This window comes from Bacillus sp. J33 (genome assembly GCF_000518885.1).
In the GTDB taxonomy this organism is placed as follows: domain Bacteria; phylum Bacillota; class Bacilli; order Bacillales; family Cytobacillaceae; genus Cytobacillus.
On sequence record NZ_KI912516.1, the window covers coordinates 32069 to 56698 of the forward strand.

26 protein-coding genes and 1 other annotated feature are annotated in these 24630 nt (G+C 42.2%); of the genes, 2 read left to right on the forward strand and 24 right to left on the reverse strand.

Translation table 11 applies throughout. The annotated features are described in order from the left end of the window. The 4 genes from safA to nadB all read right to left on the reverse strand — a co-directional run. Positions 1-1524, reverse strand: a 1524-nt coding sequence (gene safA / locus L634_RS34750; RefSeq protein ID WP_051428439.1) for a SafA/ExsA family spore coat assembly protein, incomplete at its 3' end; no start/stop codon positions are given. 354 nt (positions 1525-1878) lie between these two features. Beyond that, positions 1879-2985 (reverse strand): quinolinate synthase NadA, encoded by a 1107-nt coding sequence (gene nadA / locus L634_RS0128860; protein ID WP_026585353.1) that lies wholly within the window; start codon positions 2983-2985, stop codon positions 1879-1881. Between the two features lie 33 nt (positions 2986-3018). Next, complete coding sequence (gene nadC, locus L634_RS0128865; RefSeq protein WP_026585354.1) at positions 3019-3855, reverse strand: carboxylating nicotinate-nucleotide diphosphorylase; 837 nt, start codon at positions 3853-3855, stop codon at positions 3019-3021. Then, positions 3824-5401 carry an L-aspartate oxidase gene (nadB, locus tag L634_RS0128870; RefSeq protein ID WP_026585355.1) on the reverse strand — a complete coding sequence of 526 codons (1578 nt, stop codon included), beginning with the start codon at positions 5399-5401 and terminating at the stop codon, positions 3824-3826. Before nadB ends, nadC begins: the two co-directional genes overlap by 32 nt. A gap of 197 nt (positions 5402-5598) precedes the next feature. Between nadB and L634_RS32040 the strand changes: the two genes are divergently transcribed. Both L634_RS32040 and L634_RS0128880 read left to right on the forward strand, forming a co-directional pair. Then, positions 5599-6681 (forward strand): IscS subfamily cysteine desulfurase, encoded by a 1083-nt coding sequence (locus L634_RS32040; protein WP_232233864.1) that lies wholly within the window; start codon positions 5599-5601, stop codon positions 6679-6681. A 66-nt stretch (positions 6682-6747) separates the two neighbouring features. Beyond that, positions 6748-7293, forward strand: a complete 546-nt coding sequence (locus L634_RS0128880; protein ID WP_026585356.1) for a transcription repressor NadR — start codon at positions 6748-6750, stop codon at positions 7291-7293. Positions 7294-7344: 51 nt separating this feature from the next. Here L634_RS0128880 and pheA read toward each other — a convergent pair whose 3' ends face one another. From pheA to L634_RS0128985, 20 genes are all read right to left on the reverse strand, one after another. After that, a complete protein-coding gene (gene pheA / locus L634_RS0128885) occupies positions 7345-8223 on the reverse strand; it encodes a prephenate dehydratase (RefSeq protein ID WP_026585357.1) in 879 nt (292 codons plus the stop codon). A 185-nt stretch (positions 8224-8408) separates the two neighbouring features. Continuing rightward, entirely contained in the window at positions 8409-8864 is a 456-nt protein-coding gene (locus L634_RS0128890; protein WP_026585358.1) for an ACT domain-containing protein, read from the reverse strand. A 25-nt stretch (positions 8865-8889) separates the two neighbouring features. Beyond that, positions 8890-10179 carry a GTPase ObgE gene (obgE, locus tag L634_RS0128895; protein WP_026585359.1) on the reverse strand — a complete coding sequence of 430 codons (1290 nt, stop codon included), beginning with the start codon at positions 10177-10179 and terminating at the stop codon, positions 8890-8892. 141 nt (positions 10180-10320) lie between these two features. After that, the gene (locus L634_RS0128900; RefSeq protein ID WP_026585360.1) at positions 10321-10872 is read right to left on the reverse strand and encodes a sporulation initiation phosphotransferase B; all 552 of its coding nucleotides are present in this window, start codon (positions 10870-10872) and stop codon (positions 10321-10323) included. A 344-nt stretch (positions 10873-11216) separates the two neighbouring features. Further along, positions 11217-11510 (reverse strand): 50S ribosomal protein L27, encoded by a 294-nt coding sequence (gene rpmA, locus L634_RS0128905; RefSeq protein WP_026585361.1) that lies wholly within the window; start codon positions 11508-11510, stop codon positions 11217-11219. Further along, the gene (locus L634_RS0128910) at positions 11511-11849 is read right to left on the reverse strand and encodes a ribosomal-processing cysteine protease Prp (RefSeq protein WP_026585362.1); all 339 of its coding nucleotides are present in this window, start codon (positions 11847-11849) and stop codon (positions 11511-11513) included. It abuts the gene before it with no gap. Between the two features lie 13 nt (positions 11850-11862). Next, positions 11863-12171 carry a 50S ribosomal protein L21 gene (rplU, locus tag L634_RS0128915; protein WP_026585363.1) on the reverse strand — a complete coding sequence of 103 codons (309 nt, stop codon included), beginning with the start codon at positions 12169-12171 and terminating at the stop codon, positions 11863-11865. 13 nt (positions 12172-12184) lie between these two features. Continuing rightward, positions 12185-12287 (reverse strand) — a sequence feature (ribosomal protein L21 leader region). A 188-nt stretch (positions 12288-12475) separates the two neighbouring features. After that, entirely contained in the window at positions 12476-13948 is a 1473-nt protein-coding gene (locus tag L634_RS0128920; protein ID WP_026585364.1) for an Rne/Rng family ribonuclease, read from the reverse strand. A gap of 58 nt (positions 13949-14006) precedes the next feature. Next, positions 14007-14873 carry a M50 family metallopeptidase gene (locus L634_RS0128925; protein ID WP_026585365.1) on the reverse strand — a complete coding sequence of 289 codons (867 nt, stop codon included), beginning with the start codon at positions 14871-14873 and terminating at the stop codon, positions 14007-14009. After that, positions 14866-15642 carry a M23 family metallopeptidase gene (locus tag L634_RS0128930; protein WP_026585366.1) on the reverse strand — a complete coding sequence of 259 codons (777 nt, stop codon included), beginning with the start codon at positions 15640-15642 and terminating at the stop codon, positions 14866-14868. Before L634_RS0128930 ends, L634_RS0128925 begins: the two co-directional genes overlap by 8 nt. 130 nt (positions 15643-15772) lie before the next feature. Then, positions 15773-16576, reverse strand: coding sequence for a septum site-determining protein MinD (gene minD, locus L634_RS0128935; RefSeq protein WP_026585367.1), 804 nt, complete (start codon positions 16574-16576; stop codon positions 15773-15775). A 1-nt stretch (position 16577) separates the two neighbouring features. Continuing rightward, positions 16578-17255 (reverse strand): septum site-determining protein MinC, encoded by a 678-nt coding sequence (gene minC, locus L634_RS0128940; RefSeq protein ID WP_026585368.1) that lies wholly within the window; start codon positions 17253-17255, stop codon positions 16578-16580. Between the two features lie 298 nt (positions 17256-17553). Then, on the reverse strand, positions 17554-18069 hold the full coding sequence (gene mreD, locus L634_RS0128945; protein WP_026585369.1) for a rod shape-determining protein MreD: 516 nt from the start codon (positions 18067-18069) through the stop codon (positions 17554-17556). After that, complete coding sequence (gene mreC, locus L634_RS0128950) at positions 18066-18950, reverse strand: rod shape-determining protein MreC (RefSeq protein WP_026585370.1); 885 nt, start codon at positions 18948-18950, stop codon at positions 18066-18068. Before mreC ends, mreD begins: the two co-directional genes overlap by 4 nt. Before the next feature lie 199 nt (positions 18951-19149). Then, positions 19150-20172 carry a rod shape-determining protein gene (locus L634_RS0128955; RefSeq protein ID WP_026585371.1) on the reverse strand — a complete coding sequence of 341 codons (1023 nt, stop codon included), beginning with the start codon at positions 20170-20172 and terminating at the stop codon, positions 19150-19152. 180 nt (positions 20173-20352) lie between these two features. Continuing rightward, positions 20353-21042 (reverse strand): RadC family protein, encoded by a 690-nt coding sequence (gene radC / locus L634_RS0128960; protein ID WP_026585372.1) that lies wholly within the window; start codon positions 21040-21042, stop codon positions 20353-20355. A gap of 51 nt (positions 21043-21093) precedes the next feature. Further along, positions 21094-21663, reverse strand: coding sequence for a Maf family protein (locus L634_RS0128965; protein ID WP_026585373.1), 570 nt, complete (start codon positions 21661-21663; stop codon positions 21094-21096). A gap of 226 nt (positions 21664-21889) precedes the next feature. Further along, positions 21890-22954, reverse strand: a complete 1065-nt coding sequence (locus L634_RS0128975; RefSeq protein ID WP_026585374.1) for a hypothetical protein — start codon at positions 22952-22954, stop codon at positions 21890-21892. 328 nt (positions 22955-23282) lie between these two features. Beyond that, on the reverse strand, positions 23283-24038 hold the full coding sequence (locus tag L634_RS0128980; protein ID WP_026585375.1) for a prepilin peptidase: 756 nt from the start codon (positions 24036-24038) through the stop codon (positions 23283-23285). A gap of 278 nt (positions 24039-24316) precedes the next feature. After that, a partial coding sequence (locus L634_RS0128985; RefSeq protein WP_026585376.1) for an integrase core domain-containing protein occupies positions 24317-24630 on the reverse strand: 314 nt, incomplete at its 5' end.

The following is a 24630-nucleotide window of genomic DNA, read 5'->3' on the forward strand; positions in this document are numbered from 1 at the left end:
CATTACGCCCATTGGCATCTGGTGCGGCATTTGATAGCCCTTATCCTCCGCTCCCATTACGCCCGTTGGCATCTGGTGCGGCATCTGATGGCCCTTATCCTCCGCTCCCATTACGCCCGTTGGCATCTGGTGCGGCATTTGATAACCCTTATCCTCCGCTCCCATTACGCCCGTTGGCATCTGGTGCGGCATCTGATAGCCCTTATCCTCCGCTCCCATTACGCCCGTTGGCATCTGATGCGGCATCTGATGGCCCATATATTCTGCTCCCATTACGCCCGTTGGCATCTGGTGCGGCATTTGATGGCCCATATATTCTGCTCCCATTACGCCCGTTGGCATCTGGTGCGGCATTTGATGGCCCATGTCCTCTGCTCCCATTACGCCTGCAGGCATTTGGGGCATTTGAGCCATTGGCATATACGGAGAAGATTCATCATAATCAGGACTCTCAACTCCGGCCATCATACCCTTATGAGGCATTTGGTGTTCTGGCATCATTGCACCCTGTACTTGCGGCATCTGGTGCGGCATTTGAGCCATTGGCATCTGATGCGGCATCTGATGGCCCGGATATTCTGCTCCCATTACTCCTGTTGGCATCTGATGCGGCATTTGAGCCATTGGCATCTGGTGTGGCATCTGATGGCTCATATATTCTGCCCCCATTACTCCTGTTGGCATCTGATGCGGCATTTGGGCCATTGGCATCTGTGGCATCATTGCTCCTTGCACCTGCGGGAACGGCATTTGCGGGAAACATGGATTGTATGGATACATTGGTTGATATTGACCTCCTTGTTGTTTGAAAGCAAATGATTCACTTTCCGGCGATTCCGGACTTTCTTCTTCTGCGATCGGCTTTACCTGCGGAAGGATATTGACTGGTTTAGGCGGGAGCTGCGGCTGTGGTTTAGTTTCTGAAATAGGCAGTGCCTTTTGCTGCGGTTTCACTTCTGAAGCAGGCAGTGGTTTTTGCTGCGGTGCCGGCTGCTGGACAGACATATTCATCATGTAATAATTATTTATATCAATTTCCGGCATAGTTGGTTTTGGCATTTTGGGTTTATAAGGTTTTTTGGGTACTTCTTTCGGTGCTTCTGCTTTTGGGGCAGTCACTTTTGGAACTTCCTTTGGAACTTCTTTTGGTATTTCTACCTTTGGAGCCGTAACTTTTGGCAGTTCTTTTTTAGGGGGTGCCGGCTTTGGCACTTCCTTTACTGGCTGCTCCTTAGGCGCTTCCACCACAGGCTTGGTAATAGGCTTCTCTTTGGCAAAAGGGTGTTCTGCTTTTGGCATTTCCTTTTTAGCACCCATATTTATCTTAGCTTCCGGTTTTCCCCCAATTGGAGCTTCTTTTTTTATAGATCCTCCAGTTGCTGGTACTTTAATTTTCATACCGGGCATAATCATATCAGGGTTGCTGAGCTGTGTATTCATCTTTTTCAGCTCTTCAAAATTCACGCCGTACTTCTTGGCAATCTTCCAAAGAGTATCCCCTTTCTGTACGATATGGATTTTCACTCTGAATTCCCTCCTATGCGTAAGGTGATACTTCCATCAGCCGTGTTTATTGCTGATGGTTAGTTGAGGCCCACAGAATGTGGGTCACACAAACATTGCCACAGGACGTGGCGTTCCTGGTCTGTGTTCCTAAATCCGCATTTACGGGCAGTTCATCCATCTGTTGAAAGGTTGTAGATTACTGCCCGGTAATCGCGATAAGTCCATATAGTGTATGAAGAAATGGGCAAATTGCTATCAATCTACACAAAAAGATATGCATTTTGCCTGGGAAATATGATTTAACATTTCTTATGGCCCTATTAACCATTAGGGTTTGAAAGGAAATAAAAAAACCTCCCAAAGGAGGATTTTTTATGGACGTTCGAGCATTCTGTCTAATGCAAGTTTAGCAAAATTTGCCGTTTCTTCTTCCACTTGAATAAGATTATGGCTTTCGCCCTGTTCAACCGTTTCAAGGCACCAAACCAGATGGGGCAAATCAATACGGTTCATCGTCAGGCAAGGGCACATATGCGGATTAAGCGATATTATATGCTTATCCGGATGCTGGCTGATGATTCTGTTAACCAAATTCATTTCGGTACCAATTGCCCAAGCAGAACCCGGCCCTGAGTTTTCAATGGCCTCAATTATATAATTTGTAGACCCGGCCATATCAGAGAGTGCGACAACTTCTCTTTTGCACTCTGGATGTACGATAATCTTCATGCCCGGGTGCTTTTTGCGAACTTCATTTACATTTTCAACAGTAAAATTTTCATGGACCGAACAATGCCCTTTCCAAAGGATGACCTTAACATTTTCTATGGTCCCTTCATATTCCAGCTGATCAGTAATAGGGTTCCATACAGCCATTTCATCCAGTCCAATTCCTAACTTATAAGCTGTATTTCTTCCTAAGTGCTGATCCGGAAGAAATAATATTCTTGGCTTCTGTTCCAATGCCCAGCTTACCATTTTTTCAGCATTTGAAGAAGTAACTGTTGCTCCCCCATTGCGGCCAACGAAAGCCTTTATAGCTGCAGTAGAGTTTACATATGTTAAAGGAAGCATGGAATCGCCAAATAACGCTAATAGCTTGGTCCAAGCTCTTTCAGTTTGGTGAATATCTGCCATATCAGCCATCGAGCATCCTGCACGCATATCAGGAAGAAGCACTTTTTGCTGTGGAGCAGTTAATATATCCGCAGTTTCAGCCATAAAGTGCACGCCGCAAAATACAATATATTCTGCCTCTGTGTTCTCCTGTGAAAGCTGGGCAAGCTTTAAAGAATCACCAGAAGCATCCGCAAATTGTATGACCTCATCTTTTTGGTAATGGTGTCCCGGGATAAACAGCTTCTTCCCCAGCTTTTCTTTTATTTCCCTTGCTCGTTCTTCAAGCTCAAGCACTGTCATCCCTCGATATTTATCCGGAAGTAATTTTGCTTGTTTTTCTGCTGTCTGAAAAATATTCATTGCCTTCATACCCCTTTGCCAAAAATACTTATTTTATCCGACTGTAACCTTAACGCTAATATCAAGCGCCTTTACTGAATGTGTTAGAAATCCGAGCGAAATAAAGTCAACCCCTGTATCACTGTAGCTGGCCAGGTTTTCTAAAGTAATTCCCCCTGAAGCTTCTGTCAGAACATTTTCAGGTACAATGCTAATCCATTCTTTAATCTCTTCAGGCTTCCTGTTGTCGAACATTATGACATCCGCACCTGCTTCAATTGCTTCCACTATTTGCTCTTTTGTCTCTGTTTCCACTTCGATTTTTACCATATGCCCTATTTTAGATCTTGCTGCTTCTACAGCTTTTGGGATGGAGCCTGCAAAAGATATGTGGTTATCTTTGATCATTACCGCATCATAAAGACCATAACGGTGATTATAGCCACCGCCGCACCGGACTGCGTATTTTTCCAGCATCCTAAGTCCGGGGGTTGTTTTCCTAGTATCGCAAATTTTTGTATGGGAACTGTTAAGAACCCGGACAGCCTCATTTGTTTTTGTTGCAATCCCGCACATTCTTTGGAGAAGGTTCAATATAACTCTTTCACCTTTTAAAAGAGCACCTACTGGGCCGATAGCCTCTGCAAGGACTTGGCCATTCTCAATCCTATCTCCGTCCTGTACTTTTAAATTTATATCTACAAGTGGGCTGAGAACGTTATATCCTAACCTGATAATTTCTTCTCCACAAAAAATGCCATTTTCTTTAGCCAAGAAGACAACCTTTCCTGTCTGGTCCTCCCCAAAAATAAGCTCACTTGTGAGGTCGCGCTCTCCGATATCCTCCAAAAAAAATTGTTCAAGTTGCAATCGCAGCTTTAGCTTGTTCACTTTTACCATCCCTTTCCGATTTTCGGCAGTGAATAATCCTTTTTCTCAGCCATTCATTTTTTTCAAACGGATAATCCCGGCGGAAATGACCGCCCCGGCTCTCTGTTCTTGTTAATGCAGAATCAGTTATAAGATAGGCTGCAATAAGCATGCACACCCTTGTCGTTTCATCAAGAGAAAGGTCGTCTAAACCTGCTGCTAACCAATTCTCAACTTGAAAGCCTTTAAGCCAGGCAAGCTGATTTAACAGCCCTTCCTTTGTTTTGATAATTCCTGCATGTTTCATCATATTGCTTTTAATTTCTTCTTTTGAAGGCAGACAATCTGGTGCCTTCCTTCCTTGCTCCAAAATTGGAAGTGTTTCAGGCACTTCACGGGAAGGCTGGGCATTGATCCACTCCGCCAGCCTTTGTCCAAAGAAGAGACCCTCAAGCAATGAGTTGCTTGCAAGCCGGTTTGCCCCATGTATTCCTGTGCAAGCTGCCTCGCCTATAGCGTATAAGCCAGGAATACTGCTTCGGCCCCATAAATCGGTTTTAATTCCACCCATTAAAAAATGGCTTCCAGGTGAAACTGGAATTTTCCCCGTCTTTATGTCAATTGCGTTTTGCTCACAGATGGCTGTAATAGTTGGAAACCTGGATTTAAAGTTATCTATGGAAGTTATATCTAAATAGACTGATTTTCCTGCTTTTAAAAGATTATAAATAGCCTGTGAAACAACATGCCTCGGTGCCAGATCTCCCTGGGGATGAACCCCTTTCATCACCGGTTTGCCGTCTTCGGTAATCAGGCGGCCTCCCTCTCCCCTTACCGCTTCCGAAATTAAGCCTAAAGCTTTGCCGTCTTTATATAGCAGAGTAGGGTGAAATTGCATAAACTCCATATCTGTTATTTCCGCTCCTGCCCTGTATGCCAGAGCAATGCCATCTCCTGTTGCGGTTTCCGCATTGGATGTATATTCATATATTTGCCCGCAGCCGCCAGTAGCCAGCACGACATGGGCTGAAAAGAACCTATGGATTTTTCCATGGGCATCTTTCCCTTTTGCTCCTATGCAGCTGCCGTCCGCCTCATTAATCAGCAAGTCAATTACATGGATGTTTTCTATGATTCTAATGTTTTCGTTTCTTTTTGAAAGCATAAAATCCATGACTGTTTTGCCGGTTGCATCTCCGCCTCCATGGATGATTCTATTTTCTGTGTGGGCGCCTTCCCTGCCTAATGCCATACAACCATGGGCATCCATATCAAACATGCATCCCTCTTCAAAGAGGTTCCTAATAAGTGAAGGTGCTTCAGTAGTAAGAGCCAATACTGCATCAAAATCATTATGATACCTTCCTGCTTCGAGTGTATCCATATTGTGCTTTAAAGGATGGTCGTTTTTTCCGATAGCAGCAGCAATGCCGCCCTGTGCCAAATATGAATTCCCATTCTTCACATGTGACTTTGTGAGAATAATCACATTTAAGTCTCGGCGCAGCTTCTTTGCCAACTGCAAAGCGGCCACCCCGCTTCCTATAACTAAAACGTCGGCATGCATATTCTTACCCTCCTGTTTTTACAGGTGTCTTGACACCTATATTTACATAGATTTAGAATTATGACAAGAGTTTTTCATAGAATTAGAGGAACTTACCATCTTCTAAAAGATTCTTAAAATAGAGGGCAGGTGGGATTATTAAGTACTTTGACTATGCTGCTTCATGTCCACTCGATAGAGAAGCGGCAGATGCCTATATAAAAGCTTCAAGTGAATTCTTTGGGAATTCGAGAAGCCTCCATGATCCCGGCAGTGCAGCTGAGGGGCTCCTAGATAATTGCAGGGGTGAACTCGCAAGGCTATTGGGGGTTGAGTGTGAAGGAATCTATTATACAAGCGGAGGAACGGAAGGAAACTTTCTTGCCATTCTTGCTTTGCTCTCTGCTTCTGAAATAGATGGGAAGCATATTATTACAGGAATGGCTGAACATTCCTCTATTCATAGCATCCTGGAGAAGCTTAGCATGGAAAAAGACTGCGAAATTACCAAGATCCCTTTTGGGGAGGATGGCCGTGTTGATTTACAAAAATTAAGGGCAGCCATAAGGAACGATACTGCATTAATTTCCATTCAGCACGGAAATTCTGAAATAGGTACATTGCAGCCCATTCGTGAAATCAGCAGCCTTTGCAAACCAAGAGGCATTTTGCTTCACAGCGACTGTGTCCATACATTTGGCAAAGCAGATTTAACAGATATAGCAAGGAGTGTGGATAGTTTAACGATTTCAGGACATAAATTTTATGGCCCAAAAGGGGTTGGTGCTATTTATATTGATCCTCGGCTCCGGTGGGATGCTTTTCTGCCTGGAATCCCCCATGAAAAAGGGCTTAGGGCTGGAACCGTAAATGTTCCAGGCATTGCAGCAATGACGGTTGCTGCGCAAAAAGCATATGAGAATCTACATGTTCATCAAAGCCATTTTCAGCTGCTGCGTACTATACTCCTGAACGAACTTAAGCCGGTACAGGATCAATTAGTTATTTATGACTTTGAGGCTGGGCACCAGCTGCCTTCGACATTGGGATTGCGCATTAAAGGGCTGGAAGGCCAATATACCATGCTCGAATGCAATAGGCATGGATTTGCTATTTCAACTGGGAGCGCCTGCAGTACAGGTATGCAATCCATATCTAAAACAATGAAGTCACTCGGTGTCACCGGAAAGAGCGGAAAGGAGTTTATTCGCATTTCTTTTGGATGGGATACATCAGCTGAAGAAGCAGGTGCTTTAGGCAGAGTGCTTGCAGAAATCGTCCGTTCGCAGGCAAGCCTCTAGCTTTTTATGTTATCCGGGTTATTATGGTAGAATGAGACATTATCGGAATATAAGGGAGAGTCAAAAATGAAGGAACAAAAAAAGGTACTTGGAGAGGAACGAAGGGCCTTTTTGCTCCAGCTTCTTAAAGAATGCGGACAGCCCATTACAGGCGGTGAGCTTGCTGCCAAAACAAATGTAAGCCGGCAAGTGATTGTGGGTGATATTACATTGCTCAAGGCAAGGAATGAGCCGATCATTGCCACTAGCCAGGGATATATGTATCTTCACCAGGCTTCTCCTTCTGTATCAGCAGAACGAACCATTGCCTGCCACCATTCCCCTGAAAAGACCGAAGAAGAATTGAATCTCCTTGTTGATCATGGAGTTACAGTAAAGGATGTAAAAATAGAGCATCCTGTATATGGGGACTTAACCGCATCAGTTATGGTATCAACAAGGAAAGAAGTAACACAGTTTATGGAGAAAATAAGAGCAACAAATGCAGCCTTCTTATCAGAACTGACAGAAGGTATACACCTTCATACCATCTCGGCCCCATCCGAACATACACTGGACGAGGCTGAAGATTCACTAAAAAAAGCTGGTTTTCTTATTGACCTGGAAAAATAAGAAAAGGATCCGGTCAAAAATCCGGATCCTTTTCTTATCTTTATTTTTCCATTAGTCTTGAAGCACCTTATTATCCTTTTTATTGAGCTGGAAATAGGGATAGCTGCCCAGTATTTTCACACCGCATCCCAAAGCCTCCAATTCTGCTACTGCACCTGGGATCAGCACATCATCCAATTTCATATCCACATCTATAATAAAGAAATAATTTCCAAGTCCGGTCTTCATCGGTCTTGACTCTATTTTAGTCAAGTTGAGTTTTCTCCATGCAAATGCCGAAAGCACCTGATGGAGAGCACCTGCCCTGTCAGCCGGCAATGTGACCATTACCGTCGTTTTATTACCGGAAAACTCTTCACGATCTTCATTAATGGATATTTCCTTTTGTGAAAGAACAATAAATTTCGTGTGGTTAAATTCAAAATCGTGGACATCCTGTTTGGCAATGGCCAATCCGTAAACTTCCGCCGCCAATTCATTTGCAATGGCTCCTGCCCTTTTTCCTGGATTCTCCATTACATATTGAGCTGCTGCAGCCGTTGAAGTTGTGTTTTCACACGGGATGCCTTTAAGCTCTTTATGTAAAAACTTATGACATTGCGCTATTGCGTGAGAGTGGCTATATACTATATCAGTATCAGCCCATTTTTCCAAATTGTCCGGATGAACCATAAAATGCTGGCGTATAGGAGCTGTCAGTTCGCCGACAATCGGCAAGCTTACCTCATGAATTAAATAATCAAGAGTAATGTTTACTGAGCCTTCCAATGCATTTTCAAGAGGAACGACAGCCAAGTCTATTTCATTTTCAATTAAAGCATCAAAGCAAGCCGGAATCGTTGGGTAGGGGACTGCAGTCTCCTTTGGAAATAAGCTTCTTACCGCTATATCTGTAAAGGTTGCCTTCGGGCCCAAAAATCCTATTTTCACGGTAACTTTCTCCCCTTCATCAGATTTATTTCAACATACTGAAAACTTTCTTTATACTTTACCACTTTAACCGATTTATGTAAATTCCAAATTCAAATATTCCAAAGAAGTGCTTTTTTGGCTGCGATATGAAAAGCATGGCTTGTCTAATAGCAAAAAAGCGCCGGATACCGGAGCGCAGTTTCTTACGCACCTGTTCCCAGCACTTCTACTTTTTCTACAAATTCCAGTTTGCGGAGCCTGCCCAAAAGCTCATCAATCTCGATTCCCATTTCCGTTACATTCAAAGAAAGGGTGACATTCGCCCTTCCTTGAAGGGGAATGGTTTGGTGAATAGTAAGGACATTGCAGCCCGATGAAGCTACGACACCCAGCAAGTGTGATAATGTCCCAGATCTATCTTCCAAATGAAAAAATAATGTTATAAGCCGTTCTTTTACAACAGTATGAAAAGGAAAAACCGTATCTCTGTATTTATAAAAAGCACTTCGGCTTAAATCGACTTTTTGGACAGCATCCCATACCGATTCCGCTTTTCCCCGTTCGATCATTTCCTTCGCATCTAATGTCTTCTTCATCGCTTCAGGCAAAACATCTTCGCGAACTAAATAAAACTTTTTATCGAATCTATCTTTTCTCATTTCTCCACCCCGTCAATCGAGAAGGTTAGTCAATAAACTCGAACTCATAGTCAAGAAGCTTAACGGTGTCGCCGTCTTTTGCACCTTTTTCACGCAGCGCATCATCCACACCCATGCCGCGAAGCTGTCTTGCAAACCTGCGGACAGATTCATCTCTCGAGAAATCCGTCATCTTAAATAGCTTCTCAATGGCATCTCCAGATACTACAAACACTCCTGCCGGATCCCTTGTGATAACAAATTCAGTCTGATCGGCTTCATGCTTATAAAGAACCCGGTGCACTCCTGTATCTTCTTCTTCATGAGCAAGCGGGAATTCAGGAGTTTCTTCAAGCTTATCAGCAACAGCAAATAATAAATCCCTTAATCCTTGTCTTGTTAATGCGGATATTGGGAAGATTGGATAATCTTCTTCAAGCTGTTCTTTGAATTTCTCCAGATTTCCCTCCGCATCCGGCATATCCATCTTATTCGCTACAATGATTTGCGGTCTTTCTGTCAGACGCAGGTTATACTCCTTCAGTTCTTTATTAATTGTCATATAATCCTCGAAAGGATCTCTTCCTTCAACAGCTGCCATATCGATTACATGGACAATGACCCTTGTTCTCTCAATATGACGTAAAAACTGGTGTCCAAGGCCTATTCCAGAATGAGCGCCTTCAATTAACCCAGGCAAGTCTGCCATGACAAAGCTGCGGCCATCTTCGGTCTCCACCATTCCGAGATTAGGTACAATCGTCGTGAAATGATATTCGGCAATTTTCGGCCTTGCCGAAGAAACCACGGATAGCAGGGTTGATTTCCCAACACTTGGGAAACCTACCAAACCTACGTCAGCAAGGAGCTTCAGCTCAAGCACGACATCTCTTTCCTGTCCTGGCTCACCGTGCTCGGACAATTCCGGTGCAGGGTTTGCAGGTGTTGCGAAGCGGGTATTTCCCCTGCCGCCCCGTCCGCCGCGGGCTATGACAGCTTTTTGGCCATGTTCAGTAAGATCGGCGATAACCTCGCCAGTATCAGCATCAGTCACAACTGTCCCTGGCGGCACCTTAACAATCATGTCTTTTGCATTTTTTCCATGCTGGTTTTTTGACATGCCGTGCTCACCGCGTGGCGCTTTAAAATGGCGCTGATAGCGGAAATCCATTAACGTGCGCAAACCCTCATTCACTTCAAATACAACATTAGCTCCTTTGCCGCCGTCACCGCCGGCAGGACCGCCATTCGGCACATATTTTTCACGGCGGAAAGCAACCATCCCATTGCCTCCGTCGCCGCCTTTTACGTAAACTTTGACTTGATCGACAAACATTTTTATTCCTCCCGTCTGCAGTATGTCCCTTTTGTGAGGCGTTCAGCCAAACAGTGGGTACTGACTGGATCCACTCCTTATTGAAGGATTCCCCTCAAACCTGCAGAGTTTCACACTTAGTATTACTTTTTACGACGGAAATCACTCTCTGCCATCAGCAATAAATGGCACAAAAAGCTCCAGCGCAAGTTCCTGTTCAGCTATTTCCTGAACAGAAACAATTATGTTATCGTGTTCTTTGTTTAAGAAACTTTCCAATCTGTCCATATTTGTTATTATTCCGCTAAAATCAAAAAAGAAACGGGCTCCTTCTTTTTCCTGGCTGATTGAAACAGATAAATGGTTATCTTGATAAGCCTTTACCGAGGAATCCAGACAGGCAAAAAAAGAGCCTGTCCACTCAAAAAGGATGCCATCATCCAATTTTCCGGCTATTGTATCATCAAGCACTTCATATTCAAGCTGAAAGGAATGATTTTCCCAATTATATGTGAATAAAAGCGAAGCAAATTGAGGAAGGTTCAAATTCGAAAGTTTTGCTTCCTGCTGTGCCTCTACCACAATTTCATCTATTATTTCCTTTGCCCTCTCAACCTTGTTCAGGGAAAGGTTTCCCTTAATTAATTGTATTTTGTTTAGCCAGTCATGCCGGGCATGACGCAGCACCTCAATTATATTCCAGTCTTTTTCCATAAATGCACTCCTGTACGGTTATTAAGGTGTCAGAAGACTGTGCTTGCTGTAAGTATATCAAAAAAACAATAGTCAGTAAGCAATTTTATGCTAAATAAGAAAATATTGCTTTATGTATGGAGAAGCAGTCACAGCACCGAATAGAATGGCTGTCTTCTAAAAAGCTTTAAATTACTTAAATAGCAGCTCTGTTAGCCTAACCTGCAGATTTCCGAACCAGGTGCTCAAGTGAACCTTGCGGGCGGTCAGAGAGCCTCCTCAGCACAGAGCAGAAGTGCATAGCTGAAAACTTTTTAACCAAAAAGAAAACCCTAACCTTGTGGGCTAGGGTTTTCTCAAAAGGCTTAAGCCTCTTGAGCTGCAGGATATACGCTCACTTGCTTGCGGTCACGTCCAAGACGCTCGAACTTAACAACACCGTCTACTTTCGCAAATAGTGTGTCGTCGCCGCCTTTACCCACGTTTACACCTGGGTAGATCTTAGTACCGCGCTGACGGTACAGGATAGAGCCGCCAGTTACGAATTGTCCGTCTGCACGCTTAGCGCCAAGACGCTTAGCGATTGAATCACGGCCGTTCTTTGTAGAACCTACTCCCTTTTTAGAAGCGAACAACTGAAGATCTAATTTTAATAGCATTTATTCCACCTCCTGCTTTTTGAAGGTAATCTTTATATACTTTCCGTAGTCTTCTTCAATCGTTTGCAATGATACGACCATGCCTTCAAGAAGAAGCTGCACTTTCTCATTTATGTCATCCTCAAGATCGGGAAGAACACAGCGGAGAAAGCCATCATCATGGCCAATCTCTGGCGTCACACCTGTTAAGGCATGGACAGCATTAATTGCGCCAATGGAAACTGCAGATACGCCCGCACAGACAATATCTTTGCCTCTGTTCGCGAAAAATGCATGACCGCTGATTTCAAACGAATGAATATCATCGGAACTCTTACGATTAATCGTAACTTCAATCATCTATATCGCCTTATTAAGCGTTGATTTTTTCAATCACAACTTTAGTGTATGGCTGACGATGACCTTGCTTTTTGCGATAGTTTTTCTTCGCTTTGTACTTGAATACAGTGATTTTCTTTTGACGGCCTTGTTTTTCAACTTTTGCTGTAACAGTAGCACCATCAACTACAGGGCTTCCTACTTTTACATTATCTCCGCCAACGAAAAGAACTTTTTCAAAAGTAACTGTTTCGCCTGCTTCTGCGTTAAGCTTTTCAATGTAGATGGCTTGACCCTCCTCTACACGTACTTGCTTTCCGCCAGTTTCAATAATCGCGTACATGAACTGCACCTCCTCTTAGACTAAGACTCGCCATCCCAGGCGCCGAGCCAATGGCACTCGCAGCTAGACATAACTGCGCGGACTTAAAAACCTGTTCTGAGCGGTTGTAGCACGGGTGCGCTACAAACATAACATCAAAATCCTATCATATAATGACTAATCATGTCAATAAATAATTATATGATTCACTTGTTCAGCACCTAAAAATATTGCTAGCTTAAACAATTATAAAGCCGATGCCTTCCTTTGAAAAGCGGAAAAATCATGCACCTGTGCCAAGCTCAAAAAAGCAGGCAGGGACCTTTTATTCCCCGCCCGCTTTTGCATTTAATTCTTCTGCATTGCCGAACTGCCTGATTTCATAAAACGGCTTGGAGCTCTCTTTGAAGGAAAAGATCACATCCATGCCAATGCTGTCTCCTATTCTTTTTTTATGAATTCCATTTTCACCTGAAAAGACATTTCCAACTTCACGGCTTGTCACTACCCAAACAGCTTCATGATCCTGTCCGCGAAACTCCCATAATTCCCTTTCCAGCCTGAATGCGATTGTTTCAGCACTTAGGACCCATCCTGTTCCTTCACAGACGGCACATCTTTGGGTAAGTGACTCAGAAATGGCAGGCTTCGTTTTTTTTCGGGTCAGCTGAAGGATTCCGAGCGGGGTGAAACCAATCAGATTCGTGCGCCTTTCATCTTTTTGCAGAGCTGACTCCATTTTGGAGAGAATATGTTTTCGATCAGCTTCTTCCTTCATATCAATAAAGTCAATTAAAATCATGCCGCCAATATCTCTTAGCCTAATTTGCCTTGCTGCCTCTTCGGCAGCCCATTCATTCGTTTTCAAAACCGTGTCCCTGCGGTCAAGCTTGCCGGCATACTTTCCGGTATTTACATCAATAATTGTCAAAGCTTCAGCTTCATCAAAAATAAGATAAGCTCCGTTTTCCAGCCAAACAATCCGCTTTAGCGCTTTGTCAATTTCAGCTTCTATTCCATGAGAGGCAAAGATATTTTCCTTGCCCTTATATAGGCGAATAGGAAGATGACTGCTTTTACTAAGCAAATCCTTAATCCTTAAATCGTCTACAACGATTTCCCCCGTATCCATTTTCTTTATTTCTTCCACAATCTCTTCAAAAAAAGAGTCCGCTTCAAAAACCTTCCCTGGCTTTTTTAAAGCCTTTGCCGCCTTTAAAAGCTCCCTGTACTCCATCCTGAGCTTGTCAAGCTCTTCTCTAATTTCCTCTTCATGCTTATTTTCACAGGAAGTCCTAAAAATCAGACCCTCGTTTTCTTCTTTCAGCCGATAGCCCAGCTGCCGCCATTTATCTCTGGCAGCATAATCTTCAATTTTTTTTGAAACTGCTACATAACGGCCATTAGGCAAATAAATAAGAGAATCCCCTGGGAACTCTATCAAACCTGACAATCTGGGACCTTTTGTTCCTGTCGCATCCTTTTCAACCTGGACCAGCAGTTTTTCACCTTGATGTACATAAGACGAAATGCTTCGTTTGTCCTTAACCAGCTTTTCTTCACCGGAAGCAGCAAAAGAAGCCAATTGATCGCGATGCAGAAACCCGCTATGTTCTTCTCCGATTTCCACAAATGCTGCATTCAGGCCAGGCATAACTTTGGCAACTGTTCCCAAATAGATATTCCCTACTGATGACCGCTGCTTCGGCTGGTCAATGAAGAGCTTCTCGACCCTGCCATTTTTTATGCGGGCAGCTCTCCGTTCTCTTAATACATAATTAACAACTAGCGTATCCAAATAAATTCCTCACTTTAATGCAGTATTACAAGCTATATAGCTTTTATGAAGCTTGCTCTTAATAAACATACAGCAAATCACCAATTTTGGCTGTCAGCACCTTTTCTGCAAAATAGGCATGCAGCAGCTCATTTTCATCCAAAGACCCCTTTTCTTTGCCGTCTTTTTCTATAATGATCGGATGCTTGCATCCACGCTGAAACCTTTCCAGAACGTGAATAACCAATTCTTCTTCTTTTACAACCAAGGGCTTTAATGTGCGAAAGTCGCTGTTCTTCCCATAATATCTCTCAAGGAGGAAACGGATAAAAACAAATCGGCTTTGCTTCCATTCATGATAAAGCGAAAACAGCAAAAAAGCGAGAATCACCCATATATTCAGGTTAACTGGAGACGTCAGCAATATAAAAATAATAAACCCGATTAAGCCAGCAGATGATATCAGCAATGTTATTCTGTGGGCCTCTGGAAATGCCCGATAAAGTGATAAGCATAAAAAAATCAGCTTTCCGCCATCCAATGGCCAGACAGGAAGCAGATTAAAAATCAATATCATTAAATTAAACTGTATAAATGGCTGAAAGATATCTGCAGGCATCCAGGCAAGCTCGTAAAAGAGCAGTGCCGCTCCCATCATCCAAATATGCTGAAGCGGCCCTGAAATAATGACAATAATTTCTTCCTTAAGCGGGCGGTTTCCATGTTCATCCATTTCTGCTACACCGCCAAAGGGCAAAAGGGCTATTCTTTTAATTCTCCAGGAAAAAAAGGACGCTGCTGCTGCATGCCCCATTTCATGTACAAAAATAATGACAAGCAATAGGCACAATTCAATAAAATGGGCAGTAATAACTGCCAGCCCAATAATTGCCCATAACAAAGGATGTATATGAATATTCTTTATCAATTCTGCCATTTTATTCAAATGGTATCACCTGAATCGGATCTATAAAGTTATCATCTTTTTTTATAGCAAAATAAAAAGAACCTTTATCACCATCTTCAGTATTTCCCGCAGTGCCTATGCCTGTGCCTTTTTCAATATATTGATATAGATTTACATTAATCTCCGCTAAATTGCCATACCATGATTCGCTTTTATCACCATGCTGGATAATTACTGTATTGCCAAATCCATCCTTTTTACCAGCGAAGCGGACAAGACCTTCGCTCATTGCCTCAACAGATGCTTCCTTCCCGGTCTCAATGGTGATTCGTTGGCCATTGTCATTGAAGTCTTCAAGAATCTTTGCAGAAGCAGGAAGTGCATAATCACTGTCTTCTGAAGATTTTTGTGTCTCATTCTTCCCATCTGAAAAGGGGAGAAATGCCAGAGGTTTTCCAAATTGCTCTTCATACCATCCTGAAACTGCAGCAAATTGAAAGTCCCTTTCCATTGATGCCTTCACAAAATCCCTTGCCGGGTCAAGGTTTGCCGCACCATTTTTAAAAAGGATTGCTGCCAGTAAGAATATACAGGCAGAAGCCAGCAGCTTGAACAGAAATAACTCTTTACGAAATAAAGGATGATCCCCTTCACCCAATTTGCTTTCATACGAAGGAAGCTTATGAAACCCATAGCGTTCCTCATCTTCTGTCCAAAGAATATTTGAATCAGCCTTTTTGGACACCCTATCTTTTTCCTTTTTGCGGCGTGCGATTCTTTTTCGTATTTCATCCGCCCTTGAATTCATAAGATCCCCACCATTCTTAATTAACTCTATTTGTACAAGTTTATGAGTTGTCCAAAAAGAGTATGACACCAAGTAGCGGTTCAAAAAAAATAACCGGGGAAACATCCCCGGTTTGCTGGACTGAAATTAATTATTTAACACCAAAAAACTTTTTAATTTTTGAAAAGACGCCTTTGCTCTCTTCCTCAAGAGGCTGGAGCGGAACCGATTCACCAAGGATGCGGCGGGCAATATTGCGGTATGCCACTGAAGCTTTGCTATTAGGGTTTAATGCAATCGGCTCGCCATGGTTGGAAGCCTTGATTACTTCATCATCATCTGCCACTATGCCAATTAAATCAATGGAAAGATGGGCTGTAATTTCATCTACATCCAGCATATCTCCATTTTTCATCAAATGGCTGCGAATTCTGTTAATGATCAGCTTTGGAGCCTCTACATTCTCTTCTTTTTCCAGGAGGCCGATAATCCTGTCAGCATCACGGACAGCTGAAACTTCCGGAGTTGTAACAACAATTGCTTTATCAGCTCCGGCAACCGCATTTTTATAGCCTTGTTCTATACCTGCGGGACAATCGATTACGATATAATCATAATCCTGCTTCAATTCATCTACGAGCTTTTTCATCTGTTCAGCCTTTACAGCTGATTTATCGCTTGTTTGAGCCGCTGGCAGCAAATACAGCAAGTCGTCAAAACGCTTATCTTTGACCAAAGCCTGATGAATCTTGCAGCGGCCTTCAACCACATCCACAAGATCATAAATGATGCGGTTCTCCAAGCCCATCACAACATCAAGGTTACGCAGGCCAATGTCTGTATCTATAAGGCAAACCCTTTTCCCCTGCAGGGCAAGGGCCGTACCTACATTTGCAGAAGTAGTCGTTTTTCCGACACCGCCTTTACCGGACGTAATGACAATCGCTTCTCCCATCCTAGCTTCCCCCTTGCAATCTAGTAATATTTGGTCTTAGATGCATTAAAACTTGTAATCGATCAACTGTAATTTGCTCATTTTCATCTATGTAAGCACATTCCATTTCTCTTTTTTCATCGTCCTGATCCTTGTCAGGGGCCCTGTTTATGCAGTTGCTGATCCTTATTTGGGAAGGTTTCATAAGAGAAGCAACTACAACAGCTTCCTTATTTCCATGGCAGCCTGCATGGGCAATTCCTTTTAAGGCACCCATAATAAAAATATTCCCGCCAGCCATTACAGTGCCCCCCGGGTTTACATCCCCAACAAGAAGCAAATCTCCAGGAACTTCTAAAACCTGCCCAGAACGAATAATTTTTGCGACGGATATGATTTCATTTACTTCCTTCTGTTTTTCAGCTTCTTCCTTCGTTATTACATTCGAGCTGATGGACTCCACTATCAGGTTTTTCTTTTTTCGAATTAACTCCTTCAGTTCTTCCTGCTGCACTGAAGTAAGATAACGATTGCCCACCTGGACCCTGACCGAAATAAGCCGGTCTTCTCCAGCTCTCGAGCTTTCTGATAGCTTTATATCAAGTTCTTTCTTCAGTTCTCCATAAGAGCAGGAATCATCGAGATGCAGTGTCAGCCCGTCTTTTGTCCCTTTAATTGTAACGTTTTGGTTTTTTTTCATTTCAAGATGTTCACCTCAATGATAAGAAACGCATAAGTACCACCATAGCACTCTATTGCATGCAGCCGGCCTAATAGAACTTTTATAACAATAATCATTAGGCAGATGATCAGCCAAGGCTAATACTTCTAACAAATTATGTCAATTATCCCTATCCTAAATGCCCATAGTTAGTAGATTTCGACAGAAACCTTCTAAATTCCTTTTTCCCTAAAAATAATCATTTAAAAGAAACCGGGGTCAGCCGGTTTCTTTTTCTGGATATAGAATGCTGCTTATAATTTTTATACCCTAAACGCTATTCATTTAAGCTTATAGCATATTTCTCATATAGTCTCTTGAATGGATAGGCCGCCAGGATGATAAAAATCAAATTCAAGATAAGGGTGGGCACAAGGCGCAAAGACAAAAAGGCTGCAAAATCCATATCTGTCCGATGAATCAAAAAGTTCATTTGATAGGCTCCAGCCTCAAGCAAGGCAACACCCATAAGCACAATTATAGATGCCATCACAATATTCGTTTGCAGTATTTTCATCAATTTAGTTGTGATGTAAGCAATAATAGGAAACAAAAATAAATAGATTCCGATGATTTCTACATATACGATATCAAAAAGGAGGCCGAATAAAAGCCCATAAATTACGCCGTGCTTTTTTGAACCATAAATAGTCAAAAACAGCAAGCTGACAATCAAAAAATGCGGAACCGCTATTTTGCCGTTGCCAAACAGCTCTGGCGAAGTGACTTGAACAAATATGCTCTCACTTATAAATAAACCCAGGAGTACGAGAGGAAGCAGGAGTTTTCTCACAGTTCCTCCTCCTTCTCATCAATCATTTCCATTAATTCTGGCTGAAGAGCCCCTCTTTTTACGACCATAACATGTCCTATATCGTAAAAATCCGCGCCTGGCTTCACATAAGCGGTCTGTGTCAGTCCAAATTCATCAGGAACTATTTCGACGACTTTTCCAATTGGCAAACCTTCTGGGAATACACCGCCTAATCCGGATGTAATTACGTTTTGATCCTTCTCAACTTTAGCATCATAAGGAATGCGCTTAAGCAGGAGAAGGCCATTTTCTTTATCGTACCCTTCAATCAGGCCAAAAAAGTTTTTTTCACCGGCCTGAATTTTGGCCGATATGCGATTGGTAGGATCCATGGAGCTCAGCAATTGTACAGTCGATGTGAACGTATTGCTGCTCTTCACCTTGCCGATCAGACCTTTTGACGTAATAACAGCCATATCGGGTTCAATTCCAGCATTTTTGCCTTTATTGATAATAAGCAGTTCATGCCACCGATCCGGATTCCTTCCGATCACAGTAGCCTGCTTCGGTTCAAATTCACTTAATGAATCTTTTTTATCAAGAATTTCGCGAAGTTCAGTATTATCTTTCTTAAGCCGCTGAACTTCTGACTCCAAGCGTGCAAGTTCATCCAGCCTTGTCTTTAGCTCTTTATTTTCTTTGTATGTATTTTGCAAGTCTTGGATATTTTCAAAGAATCCAGCCACATAGTTTACAGGCCGGGATACGGCATTTTGCACAAAACCGGTCGTATCTTTTAAAAATTGCTCAGGCCAAGTTAAATTTTCTCTATCTTTTAAAGAAAATCCAATCAATGCCACGAGAATAATGATGCTGACAAGCAAAATAATCAGGCGTTTATTCAAGAAGAACTGTGGCATCCTTTACACCTCGATCAGTATTTTTTCCATAGGCATTAAAAAAAGGCAGACGGCACCTGCCAATAGGCGCCAGTAGCTAATTAATGATCCTAAACAGCATATATCTAGTAATTTATATACAGGAACATACGAAAGTGGAGCCCAAACACTTCAGCATAGTGAATGGGCTTCATAATCCTTTCGTATTGATGAAACTCTATTATCGTGATTCCTTGGCTTTATTTTTGAATAGATCAATATGGTCAAGAGCTTTTCCAGTACCGATTGCTACACAATCAAGCGGATTTTCTGCAATAAGGACAGGCATTTTTGTTTCTTCGCTGATTACCTTGTCCAAATTGCGGAGCAATGCACCACCGCCAGTCAACACAATTCCTCGGTCCATAATATCTGCAGCTAATTCAGGCGGTGTTTTTTCCAGCGTATTTTTCACGGCATCCACAATCGCATAAACAGTATCATTAAGAGCTTTAGAAATCTCTTCAGCGGTAATCTCAATCGTTTTTGGCAATCCAGTCAAAAGATCACGGCCGCGGATTTCAATATTTTCCACGCCATCAGGATCTCCAGCAGAACCAACTTCAACCTTGATCATCTCAGCAGTCCGGTCACCGATCATCAGGTTATAAGTTTTACGTATATAATTAATAATCGCATCATCCATTTCATCGCCGGCAATGCGGATGGACTGGCTTGTTACAATGCCGCCCAAAGAAATAATGGCTACCTCGGTAGTTCCTCCGCCGATATCCACTACCATGCTTCCCGTTGGTTCCCATACAGGAAGGTTAGCACCAATTGCAGCAGCAAACGGCTCTTCAATCGTATAAGCATCACGCGCTCCTGCCTGGCGGGTTGCATCCACAACTGCACGTTCTTCAACAGCCGTAATCCCGGATGGAACACAAACCATTACATAAGGCTTTCCAGAGAAGAAGCCCTTATTTTTGTTTGCCTGTTTGATATAATATTTCATCATAACAGCCGTTGTTTCATAATCCGCAATTACGCCATCCTTCATTGGGCGCAGCGCCACAATATTGCCAGGTGTTCGGCCGATCATGTTTTTCGCATCGTTTCCGACAGCCACAATATTCTTTGTATCTGTCTGCAAAGCAACAACGGACGGCTCTCTTACGACAATTCCTTTCCCTTTTACATAAACAAGTGTATTAGCTGTCCCTAAATCTATTCCAAGGTCTCTAGTACCGATTCCAAACATAAATGGTATCTCCCTTTCTGATACATATTGCTAAGATAAGGTATAATTATTGAAATTTCTCTAATTTATCAGGTAAAATGAGCCTTTTAAACACATAAGCATCTCAAAAATCATAACCAATATTATATCGTATCGTCAAATAAAAACATAGCCTTTTTAAAGGTAATTTCAAAAGCCATATTATAGGTAGCCTTTCTCTTTCAAGCTGACAAATTTGTTTTCACCGATAATAAGGTGATCAAGCACATCGATTCCAATGATTCTGCCGGACTCTGCCAGCCTTTTTGTTACCTCTATATCCTCCCTGCTCGGAGTCGGGTCACCGCTCGGATGATTGTGGATACAGATAATGGATGCTGCCGATCTGCGAAATGCCTCTTTAAATACCTCCCTCGGATGTACAATAGAAGCGTTCAGGCTCCCGATAAAAATGGTCTGTTTATGGAGTACCTGATTTTTGGTATTTAAATAAAGGCACACAAAATGTTCCTGAGACAGAAAGCGCATATCGTTCATGACATAATTGGCTCCATCTTCAGGAGAGCGGATGATATATCTGTCTTCGTATGTGAGATTAGAAATCCTCCGGCCAATTTCTGCAGCAGCAAGCAATTGGATTGCCTTTGCTGTTCCAATTCCCTTGATGGCGGTGATTTCATCCAGCGATGCATCCTTCAGCAGCCGGAGCCCTTCAAATTGGGTAAGCAGCCTATTTGCTAACTGTAAAACAGATTCATCTTTCGTACCTGTTCTGAGCAAAATAGCAATTAATTCGTGATTGGATAAGCTTTGTGGTCCACTTTGGACAAACCGCTCACGAGGTCGTTCATCTTGAGGGAAATCTTTAATCATAAAAGATTCAGTTTGCATATTATTCCTCCCAGCCATTGGTGGAAGGGAGCAGAAGATGAGGAAATGATATTAAGGAAGAGGGTAGCCCGATTTCCTTAATTCCCGAACTGTTCTTGACAAAGGAAGGCCGACAACCGAAAAGTAATCTCCCCTGATGCTTTTTACAAGCACACTGCCAAAGCCTTGAATTCCGTATGCTCCTGCCTTGTCAAAAGGTTCACCGGTGCCGATATAAGAGTTAATTTCTTCATCTGTTAACTCCCAGAACTCCACATCGGTTTTTTCATAGAATTTTACTTGTTTGCCTGGCGCAACAATGGATACACCTGTATATACGGCATGAGTTGTTCCCGATAAGCTTTTAAGCATGCTGAAAGCTTCTTCGCTGCTGCCGGGTTTTCCTAAAACGTTTCCGTCTTTTACGACAACAGTATCTGATCCAATCACATACGAATCAGGAAATTTTTTAAAAACCGCATTTGCTTTCCTAAAGGCAAGTTCTTTTACAATATCCCCGGGTTCCATTCCGGGTTCAAAGCTTTCATCAACATCACTGCTGGAAACTTCAAATGATAAACGAAGATTTTCAAGAAGTTCTTTTCGCCGTGGAGAAGAAGAGGCTAAAATGAGGTTTTGCATATTATCACCTTACCTTTTATGTATCATTATGGGAGATACAGATTAATCGTATCAAAAATTTGCCAGACAAACAATTTAAAAGAGGAACATTTCAAAAATTATTTGCTAAGATACTATGGATATCGACAAAATGAAAGAGCCTGCCGAAATTTCCCGAACAGACTCCTTTAATATGCGGTATTTCCCAGAAAATATTCGAATAGGAGAAGATTTTGACACCTATATCCTATAATGACTGGTACGCAGCCAAAAACGCAAGCAGGTGCTCCTGCACCTTGCTTGCTGAACCAGCATCTCCAGATTTCTGGAATGCATCCAGCTGCTTTGATGCATTGCTAAGTTCTTCTCTTATTGAAATAAGGCTTTGGTTCTTAATTTGATCAGCTGGCAATTTGTTTAGATTATCGCTCTGTTTTTTTATATCCTCGAGCAATCCGGCAGAAATAGATTTTTCAACAGCAGCACCTGAGGCACCTGCCGAAAGGCTTTGGTATAGAGCCGGCGCCATTTCAAGGAGCTTCTTCTCCTCAGCATTCAATCCCTCTACAGACTTCTCCTCAAATGCAATTTTTTTTGCAAAAACGTCAATTCCCTTGCTTTTAAGATCCGCTCCTATAGCTTTTGCATGATCAATACTGTCAGACACACCTAAAAATAAAAAAGTCTGGCCGCCCATTTCAATTATCTGGCCGCTGGCGTCTTTTTGAGCATTTGCTTCCTGTATCTGTTTGGCAGCTTCTTTGTTTGAGAAAACACCCCCCTGTACCACATAGGTAGTTATTGGTTCAAGTGTTGATGTTTCCGTTCCAGCAGCCGACTGTTCAGAAGGAGCCGGGGTTTGGCTAACAGCAGGCGCGGCCGTTTCAGCAGCCTGATCAGTGAACACTAACTTAAGCATAATGAATCCAAAACTTGTCCCCAGCAGGACAGCGAAAAAGACAGCCAAAAAAATGGATGTAAGAAACCCTTGCTTGTTTTTTCTCTTGAAATTTTTGGCCAATGTACTGAGTCCTTTATAGGCTGGATTTTTAGGAGGACTTGCTATATTAAATTCTTTTATCTCAGAATCCTCCGTTTCATCCGGAAGGATCCAATCAAAACTATCATCTGCTTCTTTTCCAGCTGCTGTCTGTATCGAAGCAAAGAACTCCGTTTCCTCGTGTTTTTCCTTTTTATCCAGCTCTTTTGGCTTCCAGGTTTCTTCCTGCTTTTCATCACTATTCTCCTGAAACGGACGGTCTTTGCCATTTAACTTTATTGTAATTGTTTTCCCATTGTTGGACTTGTCCACATCTTGTCCTCCTTTCATGTCGATTAATGAATTGGTTTCATCCTAACATAACGCCAAAAAAAAATAACAAGACTTTTGTCGTCTTGTTATTGAATGATTTCGTCAAATATCGGCATTTAAGAAGAGTAGGCATTTCCAATCGTTTCATCCGGTAAATCGATCCAGGCAAGGGACAGCTGGAAGCTTGCAGCCAGATTCGTTAACCAGCTGCCTGTTCCTATTGGGATCTAATTCTAGCTGGGGAAATTGTCAGTCTTGTCTTTCAATTATACAACAAACTCTATGCCTGTTGCCTGCTATTTATGGCCTAATTCGCTTAACCCCTCCATTACAATAAAAAATTTGAAAAATACCAATTAATAATTTTGTCTCCATAAAAATAGGCCAATATCGCACCTGCAGCTATAAAGGGGCCAAATGGTACAGGCTGCCTTTTTTTATATTTGCCAATCAGCATTCCGCCAAATCCATATATGGCACCAGCCAATGTAGCCAAAAAGAATGACAGCAAAGTCAGTTTAAAACCAAGCACGATTCCAATGAGGAAATATAATTTAATATCTCCTCCACCCATTCCCCCTTTGCTTATTACAGCAATAGCGAAGAGCAGAAGGAATCCCGCCGCAGCCCCGAGAAACGAATCCCACCACGGAGAAAGAGGCACGACTAATCTTTCCGCTATTAAAATCGGCAAAAAAAACAATAGGACTTTGTCAGGGATTACCATGTAAACAATGTCCGAAACAAAAATAATCACCAATAAAGAAATGAATGTTAAAGCAACAAGCAGTTCCAGGTTAAAATTTAAATGATGGAATGCAAATACAAATAATAAACCAGTGGCCAATTCTATCAATGGATAGACAGGTGAAATTGAAGTTCCGCAGCCCCGGCATTTTCCCCTTAACAAAATATATGAGAATACAGGGATCAGGTCTCCTGCAGTCAAATTCCGCTGGCAAACCGGGCAATGAGACCTCGGTGCAACAATGGATTTTTTCAATGGGACTCTCAGCCCAACTACATTGTAAAAAGAACCTAAAACTGCTCCTAAAACGAACAAATATAAATAAATAATAAGCATAAAAAGCCCTTTTTCCTTTTCTATGAATATAATCCTTATTATACTAAAGAATATTTCTGTTGGAAATTACAAAAAGACCTCCTCGGGAAAGAGGACATTTATATGTCTATTAACTCTTTCATTCTCAATTTTAGGTCTATCCAAAACTGGAAGACTCATTTGAACAAATCGGACTGACACCCAGTGCTAACCCATGAATTTCCTACATTTTTCAGCTAAGAAAAAGGCTCTATCCGTATGAACTGTGCCCCAGTTTACGGACAGTTTTAAAAAAGCACCTATGCTGCTAGTAGATGACCCCGGTATTGTACCGGGGTCATTTTATTTAAACCCCATTGATACCTGTGATGGTTATATTCCTTGATTATTCGATCCACTTCTATTTTTACATCTCTTAAATTATCTAAGGATTTATACTCTGCTAAATCTTTAAAGTGTCCAAAGAAACTTTCCATGGGTGCGTTATCCCAACAGTTTCCCTTTCGGGACATTGATTGGGTTAAGCCAAGTTTCTTTACTTTGCTTTGGAATAGGGGATGAGTATAGTGAAAACCTTGGTCAGAATGCAAGATGGCTTCTGGATGAAACTGAT